The 14189-nt window shown below is 56.8% G+C and carries 15 protein-coding genes and 1 pseudogene; 1 reads left to right on the plus strand and 15 read right to left on the minus strand.

Annotation, left to right across the window (positions count from 1 at the left end):
* Window positions 1-27: 27 nt before the first annotated feature.
* The 11 genes and pseudogenes from Q1B13_RS03030 to Q1B13_RS03080 all read right to left on the minus strand — a co-directional run bounded on the left by Q1B13_RS03030 (window position 28) and on the right by Q1B13_RS03080 (window position 9407).
* On the minus strand, window positions 28-1197 hold the full coding sequence (locus Q1B13_RS03030; protein ID WP_299075754.1) for a peptidoglycan DD-metalloendopeptidase family protein: 1170 nt from the start codon (window positions 1195-1197) through the stop codon (window positions 28-30).
* Between the two features lie 62 nt (window positions 1198-1259).
* A complete protein-coding gene (locus Q1B13_RS03035; RefSeq protein WP_299075757.1) occupies window positions 1260-1910 on the minus strand; it encodes a protein-L-isoaspartate(D-aspartate) O-methyltransferase in 651 nt (216 codons plus the stop codon).
* Window positions 1907-2689 (minus strand): 5'/3'-nucleotidase SurE, encoded by a 783-nt coding sequence (gene surE / locus Q1B13_RS03040; protein ID WP_299075760.1) that lies wholly within the window; start codon window positions 2687-2689, stop codon window positions 1907-1909. Before surE ends, Q1B13_RS03035 begins: the two co-directional genes overlap by 4 nt.
* A gap of 121 nt (window positions 2690-2810) precedes the next feature.
* The gene (locus tag Q1B13_RS03045) at window positions 2811-3896 is read right to left on the minus strand and encodes an ABC transporter ATP-binding protein (RefSeq protein WP_299075762.1); all 1086 of its coding nucleotides are present in this window, start codon (window positions 3894-3896) and stop codon (window positions 2811-2813) included.
* Window positions 3897-4080: 184 nt separating this feature from the next.
* Window positions 4081-4236 carry a hypothetical protein gene (locus tag Q1B13_RS03050; RefSeq protein ID WP_299799718.1) on the minus strand — a complete coding sequence of 52 codons (156 nt, stop codon included), beginning with the start codon at window positions 4234-4236 and terminating at the stop codon, window positions 4081-4083.
* A gap of 9 nt (window positions 4237-4245) precedes the next feature.
* A pseudogene (locus Q1B13_RS03055) lies at window positions 4246-4575 on the minus strand (GFA family protein); the annotation flags it as partial.
* A 364-nt stretch (window positions 4576-4939) separates the two neighbouring features.
* A complete protein-coding gene (locus Q1B13_RS03060; protein WP_299075767.1) occupies window positions 4940-5776 on the minus strand; it encodes a zinc-binding dehydrogenase in 837 nt (278 codons plus the stop codon).
* 136 nt (window positions 5777-5912) lie between these two features.
* Window positions 5913-6758, minus strand: a complete 846-nt coding sequence (locus tag Q1B13_RS03065; protein WP_299075770.1) for an enoyl-CoA hydratase/isomerase family protein — start codon at window positions 6756-6758, stop codon at window positions 5913-5915.
* Between the two features lie 92 nt (window positions 6759-6850).
* The gene (locus tag Q1B13_RS03070) at window positions 6851-7639 is read right to left on the minus strand and encodes an SDR family NAD(P)-dependent oxidoreductase (RefSeq protein ID WP_299075772.1); all 789 of its coding nucleotides are present in this window, start codon (window positions 7637-7639) and stop codon (window positions 6851-6853) included.
* 12 nt (window positions 7640-7651) lie between these two features.
* Window positions 7652-8617: an LLM class oxidoreductase gene (locus tag Q1B13_RS03075; protein WP_299075774.1), complete on the minus strand. Its 966-nt coding sequence runs from the start codon at window positions 8615-8617 to the stop codon at window positions 7652-7654.
* A gap of 13 nt (window positions 8618-8630) precedes the next feature.
* On the minus strand, window positions 8631-9407 hold the full coding sequence (locus Q1B13_RS03080) for a CmcJ/NvfI family oxidoreductase (RefSeq protein ID WP_299075776.1): 777 nt from the start codon (window positions 9405-9407) through the stop codon (window positions 8631-8633).
* 107 nt (window positions 9408-9514) lie between these two features.
* Here Q1B13_RS03080 and Q1B13_RS03085 point away from each other — a divergent pair, with 107 nt between their 5' ends.
* Window positions 9515-10426, plus strand: coding sequence for a LysR family transcriptional regulator (locus tag Q1B13_RS03085; protein ID WP_299075778.1), 912 nt, complete (start codon window positions 9515-9517; stop codon window positions 10424-10426).
* A gap of 195 nt (window positions 10427-10621) precedes the next feature.
* Here the strand turns inward: Q1B13_RS03085 and Q1B13_RS03090 are convergent, their stop codons facing one another.
* The 4 genes from Q1B13_RS03090 to Q1B13_RS03105 form a co-directional block, all read right to left on the minus strand.
* Window positions 10622-11668 carry a methyltransferase domain-containing protein gene (locus Q1B13_RS03090; RefSeq protein WP_299075781.1) on the minus strand — a complete coding sequence of 349 codons (1047 nt, stop codon included), beginning with the start codon at window positions 11666-11668 and terminating at the stop codon, window positions 10622-10624.
* A 106-nt stretch (window positions 11669-11774) separates the two neighbouring features.
* Window positions 11775-12887: a hypothetical protein gene (locus tag Q1B13_RS03095; RefSeq protein WP_299075783.1), complete on the minus strand. Its 1113-nt coding sequence runs from the start codon at window positions 12885-12887 to the stop codon at window positions 11775-11777.
* A 2-nt stretch (window positions 12888-12889) separates the two neighbouring features.
* Window positions 12890-13669 (minus strand): SDR family oxidoreductase, encoded by a 780-nt coding sequence (locus tag Q1B13_RS03100; protein ID WP_299075785.1) that lies wholly within the window; start codon window positions 13667-13669, stop codon window positions 12890-12892.
* An 88-nt stretch (window positions 13670-13757) separates the two neighbouring features.
* Window positions 13758-14120 carry a nuclear transport factor 2 family protein gene (locus tag Q1B13_RS03105; protein ID WP_299075787.1) on the minus strand — a complete coding sequence of 121 codons (363 nt, stop codon included), beginning with the start codon at window positions 14118-14120 and terminating at the stop codon, window positions 13758-13760.
* Window positions 14121-14189: the final 69 nt, after the last annotated feature.

Here is a 14189-nt window from a genome sequence, read left to right on the forward strand (position 1 = left end):
GGTGGCCGGGTACGGACGGCGCCGAAATCACTTCAGATATGGCTCGGGATCGACAGATTCAAATCCTTTGCGCACCTCGAAGTGTACATAGGCATTGTCCCCACCGCGCAGCGCAGCAATCTTTTGACCGCGCCGAACCCGATCACCTTTTTTGACGGTGATGCCTTCAACATTGGCGTAAACGGTCAGCAGATCGTTGGTGTGCTTGACCACTATGATTGGCACTTGGTCTGCATCCGCCGTGATGGCTGCAACTGTTCCTGCTTCGGCCGCTTGAACCGAGGTCCCCGGGGCAGCTGCGATATCGATGCCTTCGTTCTTGCCCTTGTCGTAGGTCCGAATGATCTTACCCGACACAGGCAGAGACAACGCCCCTGATCCGGTGGAATTGCTGGGCGCCTCGGCTGTGACATCCGGCGCCTCAGCCGCCTCAATCTTTTCTTCCGGCAATGGTTGCGTCGCACTAGGCGGGGTCGGTGTGGGTGAGCCCTGTCCCGGCTGAGTCACCTCGGTCGCAGCAACCGGAGCAGCCGCTGCGGTTTGCCGAGGGGCCGCCTGGTCCTTGACGGGAATAAGCAGGTACTGCCCTTCCCGGATTGCGAAATCAGGCCCCAGCCCGTTCCACTCGGCCAGCGACTCGACCGGTACGTTGTACAGGCGCGAAATCGTATAGGCGGTTTCGCCACGTTTCACTTTATGTCGCGTCGGCTCTGGACCGGGCTGCACGGGCGCCGTGGTGGCTTTGGGCTTGGCGGGCTCCAATGTCGTCGTCTGAACACCGCCAGAATCGGGTGCCTGATCAATCGCTGTGCCAGCAATTGTGGCAATGTCTACGCCACTCGCACCGCCGACCGATCGCGGCAGGGCGAGGATTTCGCCATCACGCAGCCCGTCATTGGGTTGCAGGCCATTGAAACGGGCCAGTTCCCCTCCAGGCAGGCCCACACGGGCGGCCACATCTGCAACCGTGTCACCCCGGCGGGCAACGGCAACCTGATAGTTGGGATAGGTGATAACGCCACGCCCATCCGGCGCTGGCCTGTTGGCGGTTGCGGATAACGCGGCTGGCGATGTCGAAAATCCGCCGACTTCACCGCGCAGATCATAGTCCAACGGACCTTCGCACCCGGCCAAAACCGCCAGTGCGGCAACCCCTGTCGCACAGCGGCGTATCGCTGATTTGGAAACTGCTCTCATCATTTTGTCCTCAACGCCTGCCCCTGTTTTCCGGGGTTCCGGCGACCAATTCGGTACGTCCTTTACGTCTCGTCCTTCCCAAGCCCCTCAAGCAGAGGCACAAAACGAACAGACGTTAATTCGTCATAGTCCAGACCGTCCTCGGTACGCGTCACCTTGATAAGCTGCTGCACCGCATCCGACTGTCCCACGGGTAGCACCATGATACCCCCGATTTTAAGCTGCGCCAAGAGCGGTCCTGGCGGGTCCTCGGCGGCGGCTGTTACAATGACCCGGTCAAACGGCGCCTGCTCGGGCAAACCATAGGATCCATCTGACAACATCGAAGTGATATTGGTCAGCCCCATTTCGCTGAACAGCTTGCCGGTTTCGTTTACCAAACGCCGATGACGCTCGACTGTGTAGACACGGCGCGCCAGCTTGGACAGGACGGCTGCCTGATACCCCGACCCGGTGCCAATCTCTAACACCGTGTCGCGTGGGCGCACGTCCAGAGCCTGAGTCATCAACCCCACAACTGAAGGCTGGCTGATCGTCTGACCACATGCGATGGGCAGTGGCATATCTTCGTAGGCCCGGTCCGCGAACAGGCCAGTAACAAACCGGCCCCGGTCAACCTTTTCCATCGCGGCCAGAACACGCGCATCTGTCACGCCCCGCTTGCGTAGGGCGAACAGGAATTGCATCACTGTTTCCGGGTCCAGTCCGCTCATTCGATCGACTTCAACGCCTCCAGCGTATCATAGGCCGTCAGGTCGGCACGCATCGGTGTGACCGAGATATATCCTTCCAGATTGACGGCGGCATCTGTTCCTGGCGCGGTTGGGTTGTGCTGGTATCCGCCCTTGATCCACAGAAACCGTCGCCCCGAAGGCGAGCTGTGCGGCTCGACCGAAAAGCGGGTATCTTTGCGATAGCCCTGCGGCGCGACACGAGTGCCCAAAACTTCATCGGCCGGAACCGGTGGAAAGTTCACGTTGTAGAACAGTCTGTAATCGCCCTGCTCGTCTGGTGTGGCGTCCAAAATGCGGCGCACAAGATCGGCGCCAAACCGCTTGGCGGCCTCGAACGGGTCTTCCAAACCCAGATTGCGCGGTCCGAAATACTGCGACAGGGCGATTGCGGGCACACCTTGCAAAGCGGCCTCCATCGCGCCACCGATTGTCCCCGAATACAGCGTGTTTTCGGCCGAGTTGTTGCCCCGGTTCACCCCTGACAACACCAGATCCGGCGGGCATTCGATCATCACGTCGTGCAACCCGGCCAAAACGCAATCCGCGGGTGAGCCTTCGGCGGCAAATCGGCGGTCCCCCAGTTTTGCGACCATCATGGGATGGGTATAGCTGATGCAATGCCCAACGCCCGATTGCTCGAATGCCGGTGCAACCACCCAGACCTCACCGTCGGGTCCGGCCAGATCCGCTGCGATCGCCTCGAGCGTGATCAACCCCGGAGCGTTAATCCCGTCATCGTTGGTCAGAAGAATACGCATGCCCGTTCCACCCCCGCGTTTGGCCCTTGATAGACGTGCCACCGCGTTGCAGCAAGCGACGCGCCGCCACAATCTGCGGCTTTCGCGCACCACTTAGTTGGAAACTGCGGGGCAAACCCTGTCAGACCGGAAATACAAAACACCTGTCACGTCGAATGGTTAGCCACATGACCCTCCCCGGACCCGGAACGAACACGTTCGGAACCGTTGCCCTTAGGATCGAGCCGTCATAGTCCATACGGAACTCGACGAGGCTTTCATTGCCTAAAAACCGGGCCCGCTCGACAACACCGCGTGCGGCAACTCCGTCCGTGGCCGTCGGCAGGGGACCTTTGCCGTTACGGTCGAAATCCAGCTTGATATGTTGCGGGCGAAAGACAATCTCGACATCTGTTCCGTCTGGAACCCCTGGCGCCAGGAATTGACCAAAAGGTGTCTCGGCCAATGCTCCGTTAACTTGCGATCGCAACACGTTGACATCGCTAAAAAATGAGACCGCCGCTTTATCCGCGGGGCGTGTGTACACATTGTAGGGCGCGCCTTGCTGCACGATACGGCCGCCCCGCATCAACGCAATCTCATCGGCCATGCGCATCGCCTCTTCCGGTTCGTGCGTGACCAGCAGAACAGCAGCGTCTTCTTCCTTAAGGATTGCCAGCGTTTCGTCACGGATACCATCGCGCAAACGGTTATCGAGCCCCGAGAAGGGCTCGTCCATCAGCATGATGCGTGGACGCGGGGCCAGCGCACGGGCCAGCGCGACACGCTGCTGCTCGCCCCCCGACAGGTGATGCGGAAACCCGTCGATGAAGCGCATCAGATCGACCTTGGCCAACAGCTGTTCCACGCGGGCGCGTTTTTCGTCTTTACTGCCCTTAAGGCCAAACGCCACGTTGTTGGCTACGCTCAGATGCGGGAAAAGGGCAAAGTCCTGAAACATCAAGCCAATTTCCCGCCGCTCGGGCGGCACCCGAAACACCGTGTCGCAAATCAGCTTGCCATCGACGTAGATCTGGCCGCTTTCCTGCATCTCGACACCCGCGATCATTCGCAGCGTCGTGGACTTTCCGCAACCAGACGGGCCCAGCAAACAGGTCACCTGCCCCGCCTGCACGGTCAGGGAAACATCATCCACCACGACCCGCCCGTCATACCGGGCGACCAGATTTCGAATTTCCAACCGAGGAGGAGCTGCGTTCTCTGTCACCAATGGACCCCGTTGCCTTTCCCGATCAATTTCATCGGGCTTGGGCCGAGATAGCAATCCCGCCCCTCAGGCGCAAGCGATCAGCTTACGTGCGCAACACACCGCGGCCCACCTTGTTCCGGAAACGATATAATGCCAATTCCAAGCCTAAATTGACCAATGTCGTACATGGGATGGCCGGTGGCTATGATCGCCGCGTTGGCTCATCTGTTCCTCCGCTCCTCTGCCACCATTCGGCGTAGCCATCCAGAAGCGCTTGTAAGTCGTCCAGTGACTGAGGAAACTGTGAGAAACTGTGAGCGACGGGCACATCCACCCAAGGCATCTTTTCATCAGTCATCAATTCCACGAACGGTTCGAACGACGCGGCTTGGTCCAGCACTGACGTCCGCAGGTTAACTCGCCAATCCGCCCCTTCAATCCGGGAATAGATGAAATTCAGGCACGACGCACAAAAAAAATGCGTCCGTCCGCTTGAATGGCGACCGCCTTTGATCACTTCGCCAGTGTAAGAAAAACTGTCACTTGGAAACATCGTCGTGAGAGAATACGCGCTCGCGCTGAATTTATGACAATCGCGACAATGGCATGCCAGGGTTAAAAGCGGCGACGCGGTCACTTTGACCCGCACAGCACCACAAAGGCAGGCGCCTGCATACGGAGGTTTGGGACATACCATCGGAGACTCTCACTTTCTTTCGTCACTTGCGGAACGCAAACAGACTTAGGAACTGCTATGCCGAACACTTCGAGCCCCGTGCGCAACAGAAACAGAGCCCGTCGCTGGATGCAGTCTACGTACCCAACCTTCTGGCGCAACGTCCGCAGCGAGCCCTAAAGCAACCTATGCTGCAATTTGCACTAAAGCCAGCCAAGCACTGATAGGCGATATCAATTGCAGCTCAAACTGAGTTGGTGCGCAAGGTCAATATGCACGCACCAATCCCAGCCGAATCTTGTCACAGCTCCACAACGACTTGGCCGATCGCAGATCCACTAGCCAATTGCGTATGAGCTGCGCTGACATCGGCCCAACCAAACCTTTACTCGTCGACTACTGGTCTAAGCCCGCCCGCATCTGCCATGTCGGCCAATATCCTCAGGATGTCACCATGGGTTTGCCGTCCGATATTGTGATTCAGCGGGATCAACATGAAGACGAAGTGCAGAGACAGACCTTTGAAATGCACAGGCGTCGAGTCAATCTCGACCGTTGAGGCGACATGGCCATTGAGCTTGGCGGCTTCGAACGAGTTCGTCAGGTTCGGCCCACCCACGCTGTCGAAAACCACATCGAATCCCATGCCATCGGTATGCTCTACCACATAGTCCTCGATTTGTTGCATTGTGAAATCCAGTGGACGCCCCCTGAGGTTCTCGATCAGGGCCACCTGATCTGCGCCGCGGCCTGTTACGGACACTTTGGCATCAGGGTGACAGGCGATTTGGATGGCAATAATACCAACGCCAACGGCACCGCCTTGCGCCAGCACGGTCTGCCCTTCGCCACCACCAGCACGGCTCAGCCCTTCGCAGGCGGTGATACCGACGAGAGGCAGCTCTGCGGCGTCTCGCATCCTCAGCGTCTTGAGTTTGTATGCAATAAGGCGGGCATCTGCACTAATGTACTCTGCGAGAGAGCCCGGGATGTCCCTCAACCCACCGTCACAGCCATATAACTCATCGCCTATGGCAAAATCTCTGACGCCTTCGCCAATTGCGACGATTGTGCCAGCAAAATCCATGCCAAGCACAGCTAGTAATTTGGTGGACAGAGATAGGTCCGCGCCCATGCCTCGGATCATTGTATCGACGGTGTTGACGTTGGTCGCGGCCACTTTGACAACTACATATCCAGATGTCGTGACAGGGTCAGGCATTTCAGTAAGCGCGAACGGCGCGTCGGATCCATAGGCGTTAAAACCAATGCTTTCATTAAGGTGTTCCTTTGGGATGTTGCATCAGACGCACATCGTAACAATGCACGCCTGACAAGATCATTGTGTTTCGGGGTGGTCAGTTGATGTCCTGAACCTGCATCACCAGATCGCCCCATTTGCGCTGGTTCTCGATGTCGTGTTCCAGACCTTGTTCATCAGCGATGGTGAAACGTTTGACGGCTGGGGTCTTGCTGGTCGCCTGATAAAGCCAATAGGCTTCGGCTTTCAGCGCTTCATCAATAGGCTTGTCGATCGATTCATAGACCATCTGTTTGCAGGCATTGATCGACTCTGCTGGAAACTGTGCTATCCGCTCGGCCAGCGCTGTCACGTACGGGCCTATTTCATCCGGCTCCAAAGCTTTGTTGATGGTGCCCAGACGCTCTGCATCATCCGCGTCGTAGTCCTGCGCGCTCAGGATGATCTCAAGCGCTTTGCCAAGGCCGGTTTGACGGGCCATGCGCGAGGCGCCACCGCCGCAGGGCAGGATGCCCATTCCGACCTCCATCTGCATGAACTTGTACTTTCCCCGCGTGGCAAAGCGCATGTCGAGCGCCAACGCTAATTCGTGCCCGCCTCCGCGTGCAAAACCTTCGAGCTTCGCGATGGTGGCCTGCGGCACCTTGCTGATGCGTTCGCAGACTGACTGCAGGTCCAAGAGCTGAGCATCTTCGCGGGATACCGCCTCAGTCGACGTGTCCTTGAGCAGGTCGGTGTCATAGTGGCAGACCCAGATTTCCGGGTTGGCAGATTGAAAGATCACAACTTTGGTGTCGCGATCTCGCTCTAAGCGCATGGCCAGACTGTTGAGGTCGGCCAGCATTTCCTGACCTTGCACGTTCACAGAGCCAAAGTTGAATGTCACTGTGGCAATGCCGTTTTCGACGGCTACGTCGAAAGTTTGAAAGTTTTCGTATTTCATCAGGCAGTCCTTTCTTGGGCCTCGACGCAGCACGCGTGAGGGGTAAGGGAGTGTTAAAGCTGGAAGCGGCTGGCGCTTTAGCGCCGCGCGGGTCAGTTGGTCTGGCTAATCAAACCTCTGATGGTGTTCATGACGTCGGCAACGTGACCTTTGTCCAGTGCTGCGGCATGCGGATCCGCGAAGCCTCCGCTGTCATTGTCAAAATAAGCGCCCGAAGCATTGGCGAACCGCTCTCCCAATGCCGCATCAATCAGAATATCAGCGCCTATGTTCATGTCGTTCCCGGCTACGCCAAAGCCCTCTTTCACCATTTTGGAGGCCAAAAGTGATCCGGGATTTACAGCCACCATAACTGGTGCTCCGGCTTGCGACTTGGCCCAATTCTGGGTCCAGATGGTGATCGCCAACTTGCTTTGGGCGTAGGCTTCCATATCCGCCAGCGGCACATTACCCTGCATGGCCTTAACGTTCACCGGGGCCTGTGCCGCCGATGACAGATTCACCACACGCCCGTCGGCAGGAATGATCGGCAAGAGCAATTCGGTCAGCAGATATGGCGCAAGGGTGTTTACGACAAAGCGAATATCCTGACCATTTTCAAGCACGGTTTGCGGGGCTTTCAGCACACCTGCGTTGTTGATCAACACATCTAGTTTGCCATGCTTGGCCCGCACGCTTTCGGCCAGTTTTCGCACCGCGGACAGATCGCTCAGATCAGCGGCATAGGTTTCGACATCACCGCCGACTTCGGTGGCAACACTCTCCAATTTGGCTAAACTGCGACCATGCAAGAGCACTTTGTGCCCATTGGCTGCCAGCTTCTTTGCTGTCAGCAGGCCAATGCCGTCGGTTGAACCTGTAATGAGAATAGTCTTTTTCATCGGTCTGATCCTTCAGGAAAAGTCAGGCAGCACAGTGTCCGCCAGATGTTCGAGGGTTGTATAGATGGGCGCTTGATTGAACCTTAGGTTCAGCGCGACGTGATTGACCCCGAGCGTTTCAATCTCGTGCAGATAGCTGCGCAGGAAGTTGGTGCCAGACTGAAACCCAAGGTGGATCGGGCGCGGAGGCGCAGCGGGGTCGGCAACGACATCGACATAGAGCGATTGCATGACAGGCTTATCCAGTTGGCCTGCTGCTTTCACGAGTCGCCGGTAGTCTGCAATGACTTGGCCCTGAGCCACCACGCTGCGCGGATAGGTCATCCAACCATCTCCGTTCTGCGCCACCCAATCGGGTGCTTGCTGGCTGCCACCTGTAATGAGCATCGGCAGGCGCGTTCCGTGCGGCTTTGGCAATAGGTCAATCTCGCCAGGCAGTTTGCCCTGTGCATTTTCATGCTTGGGGTAAGCCGATCCAACCGCGCGGATGTATCCAAAGCTGTCGCGGAAACGCGTCCCACGGTCATTATAGCTCTGGTTCATCGCCGGGTATTCCTCAGGGCGATCACCAGAAGCAACACCCAACAGCAGACGCCCACCCGACAGCACATCAGCCGTCGCTGCCGCCTTGGCGACATGAGCGGGGTGACGTAATGGCAGGATCACACTCGATGTTCCAAGCGCAATCCGGCCCGTCACTGCTGCCAGCGCACCCAGATAGACAAACGGATCGAAGATTTGGCCGGGATCACCGAAGCTTGGAACATTGAAAGGCACATCCCGCAGCCAAAGTGCTGCAAACCCAAGTTCCTCGGCTTTCTGAGCCGCTTCCAGATGATCCCGTAGCGTTGGTTCTGCGCCGACGGCATATGCTTCGAGAGGCAACACAAGGCCAACACTCAGTCGCCCGGGACGGAACACTCGGTTGTAGGCCACGTTGATTTGGGCAAACTCAGTCGGCTGCATTTCATCCAACATATCTGGCCCTCCTTCAATAGCGCACCAAAGTGCGGCTCTCGATGCTTTTGCGAATGGTAGTGACGTTTGGATCCTCGACCATATCGAGCGCGCTATGCGCAATCGACGGTAGTCCTTGATTGTCATAGATGTTGAAGATTGCGACCTCATCCGGCGTCATCTTGGATTGATATATCCATTCATGATCAGGATTTCCCACCAGCCCCATGATTTGCCCCTTGCGGTCGGGATATACCAGGTCCAGCAGAATCCAGTCAGACGGGTCAACGGACGACGGGCGAACAAATCCTAGGGGTGCCGAGTTTATAGGATGATCCACAGGACGCCATACATTGACAAAGGCATAGTGTCCTTGCGCCCATTCCGCTGCGGTCTCGACGCCCAACAGATCGACGAGGCGTTGCTCGGCTCCATTTCTACTGTAGTCACTGTGGACATTGCGCGCCGGTTTACGCGTTGCTTCGGGGTCATCCACCCGGACGGTGTGATCAAAAACCACAACCTCTCGCGCACCCAGCCTGTCCTGCAGCATCGCCTTTAGTTCCGTATCGTAAATCGGTTTCCAGCCGTCGCCTGCAAAGTCTCGGACCTGCGTTTTCAGTGGCGTGATTTCAACGGCATCACACGCAAATGAAACTGAAGAAGTCGTTGTGCGGTTGTCCGCTAGCACAACAGATGTCGCTGCCAGTTCAGGGGAAATCAGGTTGCCTGCGATCCCGCCAGCATCAAGTTCAAAGGCTTGCCGATAAGACTTGTGAACATGGTAGTTGACTGTGGCTGTCCGTGTCATTTGCGCCTCCTGCATAAGCTCTGTTGTGTCTGTGAAAGGGATTTAACTTCGATCAGACTGCAGATAAACTGCTCAATTATGGATTTATAATTCGGATACTGAATATAATGGGCTTAGACACAGATGCGCTTCGATTGTTTGTAAAGGCGGCAGAATTGCTGAACATCAGCGCTGCGGGGCGTGACCTGGGCATGGTCCCAGCGGTCTCCAGCGCAAGGCTTGCCAAGCTGGAGCAGAACCTGGGTTCCGAGCTTTTGCACCGCACGACGCGCAAAGTGTCGCTGTCGGTTGAAGGAGCCGATTTCCTGCCCTTCGCCCGCGAGATCATTGCGCAGGAAGAGGCAGCACTTGCTGCGTTGGGTAAACAAACGACAACGATCAAGGGTACATTGCGTTTTGCCGCGCCAAGCAGTTTTGCTCAGCTCTACATCGCGCCAATCCTGCCTAAGTTCCTTGAACAGCACCCCGATCTCAAGCTCGATCTGCGCCTGTCGGATGTGCAGTTCGACCTGATCGAAGGAAGCTATGATCTAGCACTCAGGAACGCGCCACTCGTCGACACCAGCCTGAAGGGCCGCAAACTGGCTGATGACCAGCGTATTCTTTGTGCTGCGCCACACTACCTCGACAAGCACGGCGTTCCCGAAACACCAGCCGATTTGAAAAGCCACCGTCTGATCGCTTTCCAAAACCTCCAGCCGCGGCCACTGACAGGGCCGGAAGGCGAGAACGCCATTTTCGATCCTGCATCTGCGAAGGTTCAATTGATTATCGATGACGGTAAAAGCCAGGTCCGCGCCACGCTTGCTGGAGCAGGTATTTCATTGAACGCTCTATGGAGCGTGCATGACCAACTGAAATCAGGCCGTTTGATACGGGTTCTTCCAAACTTTGAGGCCAGTGAAGACAGTGTCTTGTGGCTGATCTATCCCAAGTCGAACGTACTGTCCCCGAAAGTGCGGGTGTTCATGGACTTTCTGGTCGCAGAGATTGGCGCAAAGCCTCCTTGGGAAACATGAGCGCAGGGTAGGTCAAGTGCGCTTTCAGACATCCTGACGCCAAGGTTGAGGACCAGGCGCAAAGCGGACATGCCTTATCCAATCGCAAAAGTCTGTTTTGTCCGCAAAGCGTACACTATATCAAAAGAACCTGCCAACCTAGTTCGACAGGTTTACCGAAAGCTTCCAGATCGCGCCTTATTAGGTCCGACAACCTCAGCAACAGCCGCCGGAAGCAACCTCGCCGTTGGCTTCAAACGGGCTTTCTCCGCCGCAGCCTTCGAAAATGCCATAATGGGTCGAGAAATCCCCAATGAACTCAAAATGCCGGGCAAAGCGGGTGTCTTTCAGCATCATCCAAGTATTACCGCAAACCGGAAAGACCTTGCCGGCCTCGATTATGTGATGATCGTCCAGCGCAAACTCATGCGGTGCGTGCGGCACCGTGCCCTTGTAGATGACGGCTTGACCAAAATCTTCACAGGCTGGTTCCAGTTCGGGCAGTTTGAACAGACGATACGTGGCTGACAGGAAGTTCAAAGGGGCCACGCGCTGTTCCAGCACCGGGTTTTCGATGGTCAGCGGGCGATGCGTCACCCGGCGTGGGTCGCCAAAGCCAGCAGCACGCGACATAGACAGGAAGTCGTTCCAATACAGTGCGCCGGATAGACACTCACCATACAGTACCTCATCTTCAGCCATCGCCTTTGGCACGCGGCGATCGGCATACACATCCGAGAAATACATCTCGCCACCGTCTTTTAGCAGGCGGTGCGCTCCTCTCAGAACAGCCTCTTTATCGGTGGCCAGATTGATCACGCAGTTTGACACGATGATGTCAAAGGAACCGGGCGCAAGGTCCAGTTCTTCCAGCTTTTCGATAAAGCCGTGATGGAATTCCACGTTGCTGCTCGCATGACCAAAGGTCTGCGCGTGGTAGTCTTGATGCGCGCGCGCCACGTCCAGCTGTTCGGGGGTCATGTCGACGCCAACAACGCGACCGTTTTCGCCCACCATCGCGGACAGAGCGTAAACGTCCCGTCCTGCGCCGCATCCCAGATCAAGAATATGCATCCCTTCAAGATCAAGCGGCGCGATCAACCCGCAGCCATAGTAACGGGTCAGCACATCATCATGAATTTGCGACAGAATACCCTTAAGGTGATCCGGCATATCATCCGGTGTGCAGCAGGCATTGGTTTGCAGATCAGCACTGCCTTGCAGCACTTCACCATAATAGTTCTGTACGGATTCATGCTTCATCGCGGTGCTCCTCTGTTCTCGAATGTCTCTCAGCTAATGCAGGTATAGGTGCTGCGCAATCCGCCAAAACACGTTTTGACAAAAGCGTGAGCGGCCCGGGCATCGCTTACCCCAGCAGTTCGAAATCTACACCCGCACAAACTTTGCCATTCACCTGAACCTCTAACCTGTGCGCACCGGGCACCAGTTTGAATGTGGTGGCGTCTGCCTTCAGCTTGTGGCGCTTGGTCAGCGAGAGTTGCCCGTCCTTCAAAACCGCCTGCTTCAGCTTATGCACCTTTGCAGTTGTTTTCCCGCCGGGGCGTTGAAAGTGAATGATATAGTCAACCAGCACCGGCTGCCCCGAGGCTCCGGTCAAATCGACTGAGAACTCAAGCGCGTCACCGATCCGGGGCGCGCCATGCACCTGAACGTCCACCGCAACCTCAGCATCCGGGTCATAGCCCAGCATTTTCATTGCCTGCGGGTGCCCGGATTTCACCAATCCCCGCAGCGTATGCGCGGTCATCCAGTCCAACTCATCCCGGTGCTGCAGATCCTGTTTCTGCCAGGTTTGTAACTGGTTCAGAACAAGTTCTGGGTCTTTCTTGGTGATATCGTTTAGATGGTTCGCGACCGACCGCGTGACATAGCGCGTCTTGTCCCCATGCAACCGGTCCAGCAATGGCAGCGGATCGTTCAGGCCAAGCCCGATCGCCTGCCCCCAGGGTAAACGCGGCCGCGTGCCTTCGCTGACAAGACGGCGCACATGGTAACTGTCATGCCCGCACCACCGATCCATGCGTTCCATAACCTGATCGGGATGTCGGTTGAGGAACGGACGAATGGCCCACTCCATTGAAAATCGCTGTGTCAGTTCTTCGATCACATCCAACGCCAGTTCGGGATGATCCAACCCCACCGAAACCACCCAATCCCCCAGGGGCGCAAAGATGAAATCGCCAAAATCATCATCCGTTTTGTCGGGATCCAACGGCGGTGGCAGGGCATTAAGGATGACGGGCGCGACATCTGGCAAATCGCCGGGAACGGCGTACTGCAAACACTCGGCGATCCACGCCATACGCTCCTTCAATTCCAGCTTTAGAAGCCGGGACATGACCCGTGCCTCGAACGCACCTGCATCAAAGGACGGGTCGGCATCGGCGAACAGACCCGCAAGGTAGCGAGTCTTTTCGGCGTTAAACAACTGATCCTTCAGTGAAAAACCCTGTGCCATTGTTACATCGTCAAATTGGTTGCGCCGCCATCCAGCAGGATGTTCTGCCCGACGACAAAACCGGCGTGCTGCGAACACAGGAAGGCACAGGTCGCGCCAAACTCCTGCCGTGTCCCATACCTGCGCGCGGGAATCGTTGCGGCACGTTCGGCGCGCGCCTCATCCATCGAGATGCCCTTTTGCGCCGCAACCCCGCCATCCAGCGAATTCGCCCGGTCTGTGGCGTGAATTCCCGGCAACAGATTGTTGATCGTCACACCATGCGACGCAACTTGCCGCGCTGTTCCGGCCACATACCCGGTCAGCCCTGTCCGCGCGGCATTCGACAGCCCCAGAACCGCAATTGGCGCGCGCACGGATTGCGAGGTGATGTTGACCACCCTGCCCCAGCCTTTGTTTATCATGCCCGGCAACAGGGCTTTCATGAAGGCAATCGGCGTCAGCATGTTGGCGTCCAGCGCCTTGATGAAATCGTCCCGATCCCAATCCGACCACAAGCCCGGGGGCGGCCCTCCGGCGTTGGTGACCAGAATATCCACCCCTTGCGCGGCTTCGATCACCTGCGCCTGTCCCTCAGGACTGGTCACATCACAGGCAACGGTTTCGACCGAAACACCATGATCCGCACGAATGCGCGCGGCCTCGGTTTCCAGCGCCTCAGCCCCGCGCGCGTTCATCACCAAGTTTACGCCAGCACCCGCCAGAGCCTCGGCACAGCCCAGACCGAGCCCTTTGCTGCTGGCGCATACCAGTGCGCGTTTTCCTTGAATTCCAAGATCCATTCTAACCCTCCCAACCAATTCTTGCCAAACATCTAGCACCGGTCCGGCAAGGAAGGCTAGAAACGGATTTTTCAAGCACGATCAACGCTTAGTAGAAGAACTCCTCCCGCACGATCTTGCCATCAGCGACGTGGTAGATGGCGACTTCGTTCATATCAAAGCTCTCACCGGTTTCTTTGAATTTGCCCTGAACTTTAAAAATCACGGCAAAGCGGTCATCGCCGTGTATCATTGGATCGCTGGCGCTGAAGTCGCTGACCTCGGTGGCATTGTCCCACCAAGCATGTTTGCCCCGGATCGCATCCAGGCCATGGGCTTCCCGCCCCATACCCTGATCATCCACAGCCTCGACCGAAACAGCATCTGCTGCATAGATCTTGCCCAGATTCTCGGTTGTCCGGTTTTCTCGGCATCCGGCCACAAGTTCCTGCGCGATTTCTTTCAAATTCATTGCTCCACTCCACTTTTTGTTCACTATATGTTCTTTTTGCCATGGCGATCCGATTCGGAACACCCCCTT

Source organism: uncultured Ruegeria sp. (genome assembly GCF_947489545.1).
Lineage (GTDB): Bacteria > Pseudomonadota > Alphaproteobacteria > Rhodobacterales > Rhodobacteraceae > Ruegeria.

Coding starts and splice junctions, on each gene's coding strand:
- Q1B13_RS03030 (WP_299075754.1), bottom strand. CDS start 1,197: ATGAGAGCAGTTTCCAAATCAGCGATACGCCGCTGTGCGACAGGGGTT.
- Q1B13_RS03035 (WP_299075757.1), bottom strand. CDS start 1,910: ATGAGCGGACTGGACCCGGAAACAGTGATGCAATTCCTGTTCGCCCTA.
- surE (WP_299075760.1), bottom strand. CDS start 2,689: ATGCGTATTCTTCTGACCAACGATGACGGGATTAACGCTCCGGGGTTG.
- Q1B13_RS03050 (WP_299799718.1), bottom strand. CDS start 4,236: ATGACTGATGAAAAGATGCCTTGGGTGGATGTGCCCGTCGCTCACAGT.
- Q1B13_RS03060 (WP_299075767.1), bottom strand. CDS start 5,776: ATGCCTGACCCTGTCACGACATCTGGATATGTAGTTGTCAAAGTGGCC.
- Q1B13_RS03065 (WP_299075770.1), bottom strand. CDS start 6,758: ATGAAATACGAAAACTTTCAAACTTTCGACGTAGCCGTCGAAAACGGC.
- Q1B13_RS03070 (WP_299075772.1), bottom strand. CDS start 7,639: ATGAAAAAGACTATTCTCATTACAGGTTCAACCGACGGCATTGGCCTG.
- Q1B13_RS03075 (WP_299075774.1), bottom strand. CDS start 8,617: ATGTTGGATGAAATGCAGCCGACTGAGTTTGCCCAAATCAACGTGGCC.
- Q1B13_RS03080 (WP_299075776.1), bottom strand. CDS start 9,407: ATGACACGGACAGCCACAGTCAACTACCATGTTCACAAGTCTTATCGG.
- Q1B13_RS03085 (WP_299075778.1), top strand. CDS start 9,515: ATGGGCTTAGACACAGATGCGCTTCGATTGTTTGTAAAGGCGGCAGAA.
- Q1B13_RS03090 (WP_299075781.1), bottom strand. CDS start 11,668: ATGAAGCATGAATCCGTACAGAACTATTATGGTGAAGTGCTGCAAGGC.
- Q1B13_RS03095 (WP_299075783.1), bottom strand. CDS start 12,887: ATGGCACAGGGTTTTTCACTGAAGGATCAGTTGTTTAACGCCGAAAAG.
- Q1B13_RS03100 (WP_299075785.1), bottom strand. CDS start 13,669: ATGGATCTTGGAATTCAAGGAAAACGCGCACTGGTATGCGCCAGCAGC.
- Q1B13_RS03105 (WP_299075787.1), bottom strand. CDS start 14,120: ATGAATTTGAAAGAAATCGCGCAGGAACTTGTGGCCGGATGCCGAGAA.